We start from the raw sequence: 3,147 nt of genomic DNA, 5'->3' as shown, positions 1-3,147 counted from the left end.
TTTGACATTGTTACCGTTGAATTCTTCTACAATCTTTTGATTTCTAAGGGGTTTGATGAGGGTTTTGTACTGCGGAATGTAAACCTCCATACCGCCAAAGAGTTTGCATAATTCAAGGAACGTTTCAACGCCCGTTATGCTGGCAACGTCCTGATATGATTCTGGTAGCATTTCCAATTCAACTTTCATCTTATTCCCTCCCGACTTATTATCTATACCCTAATTTTAGCTAATTTTTTATGTATTTTACAGGGGTATTTTACAAAATAATTTTGCAAGGAGGTCTTAAAATGTTAAAAAATAAAGGAGATTCTTTAGATTATGATTAAAAGAATAAGGGAATTTCAAAAAATTTACACAAAGCAATCATTTATTTAATATCTTTAAATAGTGTTGACAAAACGAGTGCAATATAGTATTATTAAAATGCTTGTTATTAATAAAAAAATCTCATTACTTATAGTAACTACAAAACAAAAAAACTGAAACGCACAGGAGGACTTTTGTTTATGATTCTAAAAATAGTTTATTTAATTATTTTTTCAATATTACTATTCATTGCTATTAACAAATTTAGTCTAAAAAAAATACTATATAATCCATTTAAAAAACATTGGCACTTTCAGATAATAGCTACTCTTTTTTCTCTAATTGGTTTTTATGCTATTTTTAGGTTTTTAAATGCTAGTTTGAATAGAACATTACTGTTTTGGATTTTATTCGTTTCCTATATAGTATTAGTTTTTCTTGTAGATCATGAAGGGCATTTTACAAAAGCATTTCTAAAATTAGAATTTAAAACACTTGTGGTTTATTTTCTATTATTGATATTTATCATTAATGTTCGTACATTAGCTTTTCCTAAACATGGAAATATATATGATATATATGATTCCATCGATAGTCTTACATTCTTTAGCGATTCAGACATAGGCATTAGAGGCTATGAAATGGATTTTGATTTTCTAACTAAAAGAAACACCTCCATAAAAGATAAAAATCTAATTAAAGAATTAAAAAAAACAATTGAAGAAATGCCTTTGATAGAGATTGCATCATATTCTGAAATCGAAAATCTTGATTTTGGGCTTTATATTAAATCTGGGAACGATCGTTTGTTTATTTACAAAAATCATTATATGTATTTAATCGAAGATGATAAAAAAATGTCAGAAAAAATCTACTGTAGGATAGATGATGATTATGATATTATTTCAAAGATACAAACTATTGTCGAAAAAAATTACTTGAATTCAAAAAAATAATTTAAAAAATAAGCTATCTATAATTTATAGATAGCTTATTTTTTAAATTATTTGTATTCTATTGTTAAATCATATTCTACTTCTTCATCTTCTTCGTAACATCTAATTCCAATCAAGTATTCATCACCTCTATGAAATTTTTCTACAGTATCCTCTCTACTCCCCTCTGACGTTAATTTTACCATTCGATCTGCTCTGTTTTCTAGATCAAAAATAAATAATCTTAATTTTCCGCCATCAGATTTAAAATCAATATCATAATTACCTGTTCTAGGCGCTTCAAATTTATAATACTCTGTATGATATTCTCCATTGACTACACTCTCACCAAAATAGAAATCTTCTACTTTAAGGTTACCATGTCTATCAAAGCGAACATCATAAGCAATGCTCTCAGCCTTTCTCGCTGCACTTCTTTCATGGTTAACATCATATGGATTAACTTCCTTATAACTAGTATCAGGTTTTCTAACATATGGGGATGCTTGCCATTCACCATCAATTTTAACTCTTGTAATATATTCAGAACCAGTTTGTTCTACAGCTCTAAATCCATCATCATCCTCGTAGAATGTAGCCATCATCTCAATTTCTTCAACATCTTCAAATTCTTGAATAAAATCTTCTAATTCAGATATACCATCCCTTCCCTTTTCAAGATATGGTTTAAGTCCCGTATTTGAAAATGTACTAGATGCTACTGCAGCAGCAAAACTTATTATACCAGTTGCAGTTTCAGCTATACCAAGTATTGACATCAGCCCCACAGTTAAACTAGCCTCATCTAGAATCTCACAAATTACATCTTTATCTCTCCATTCACGAATAATCGATTTTTGTACGAGATCTAAATCCTTAACATCTTTTCTACTAAGCTTCTCTGTTTTCAATACTTCTTTTAATCTTCCCATTAATATCATCTCCTAATTTTTATTTTCTTGTAAAAGCTTTTACACTATATAGAAAGGCAATTTTAACCAAATTTGTAAACCTAAATCTAAAAAAATTTTAAATTTTAGTATCAAATCTATGCTAACTAGCTATTTTTCTCTATTAAAACTTTTAATATCCAATAATTACGCTTTTATAATTATTGTTGTGGTATATATATGTTGAAATCAAACAAGGAGATGACCCCAATGTCAAACTTACTAACCAAACAAGCTACTAAAAAAGATATACTTATAATTTTCATATCTATAATGTGTGTTTTTCTATTTGGATATGAAATGGGGCAAATTATATCTACTAGTCGGCTTCTAACCTTAACCAGTTCTTCAGCTGATAATATTAAAAATATAGAATTGATTCGTCAGCATTTGATGATTTTGCTGGGGATTATTTGGTTTATGACTGGAGCGGCTTTTGTAGTTTTTTATAAACATAGAAGAAAAAATAGTGGGAACTCAGTTCCCACTATTTTTTTATTGCAAAAAGTCTTCTATATATTTCATTACTAAACCGTTACATTTTTTCATAAACGCACATCAACACTTCTTTCTTGAAATATAATAAATCTACAGTTTTTCTGAACGATTCTCCTATTCATTTGATTTATTGAAAAAATTAACTTTTGACGTTTACATATTGTGTTTAAAATTCGTTTCTAATTATTGAGAAAGCGTTTTAACATTTATTTCGGAGAAAGTGAATTTGGGAAATTTCAGACAAGGAAGGAAGTTGAAAACATGAAGTTGTATCAATGTCTAGAAAGCGCCCAAAATGGGAATTCAGAATCTTTAATTGATTTAATTAAGAAGTTTGATTTAAGTTTTAAAAAATATGCGAGAAAATTAAGTTACCCAGAAGCAGAAACTGATTTAATTATAGAGTTTATAATTTTAATACAAAAAGTTGATTTGAAAAAGTTCGATAAGAATAA

The 3,147-nt window shown here is 28.1% G+C and carries 5 protein-coding genes; 3 read left to right on the top strand and 2 right to left on the bottom strand.

Annotated features, from left to right (window positions below):
* Nucleotides 1–189: hypothetical protein (locus N4A40_08835; protein MCT4661951.1), on the bottom strand; the 189-nt coding region annotated here is incomplete at its 3' end.
* A gap of 320 nt (nt 190–509) precedes the next feature.
* Here N4A40_08835 and N4A40_08830 point away from each other — a divergent pair.
* Entirely contained in the window at nt 510–1,265 is a 756-nt protein-coding gene (locus N4A40_08830; protein ID MCT4661950.1) for a hypothetical protein, read from the top strand.
* A gap of 47 nt (nt 1,266–1,312) precedes the next feature.
* Here the strand turns inward: N4A40_08830 and N4A40_08825 are convergent, their stop codons facing one another.
* Nucleotides 1,313–2,176 (bottom strand): hypothetical protein, encoded by an 864-nt coding sequence (locus tag N4A40_08825; GenBank protein ID MCT4661949.1) that lies wholly within the window; start codon nt 2,174–2,176, stop codon nt 1,313–1,315.
* Between the two features lie 228 nt (nt 2,177–2,404).
* Between N4A40_08825 and N4A40_08820 the strand changes: the two genes are divergently transcribed.
* Both N4A40_08820 and N4A40_08815 read left to right on the top strand, forming a co-directional pair.
* Nucleotides 2,405–2,725, top strand: coding sequence for a hypothetical protein (locus tag N4A40_08820; GenBank protein MCT4661948.1), 321 nt, complete (start codon nt 2,405–2,407; stop codon nt 2,723–2,725).
* Nucleotides 2,726–2,953: 228 nt separating this feature from the next.
* Nucleotides 2,954–3,147 (top strand): hypothetical protein (locus N4A40_08815; protein MCT4661947.1); only part of this gene is annotated, 194 nt, incomplete at its 3' end.

This window comes from Tissierellales bacterium, from assembly GCA_025210965.1.
GTDB lineage: Bacteria > Bacillota > Clostridia > Tissierellales > JAOAQY01 > JAOAQY01.
This window is presented reverse-complemented; position numbering and strand designations above follow the sequence as displayed.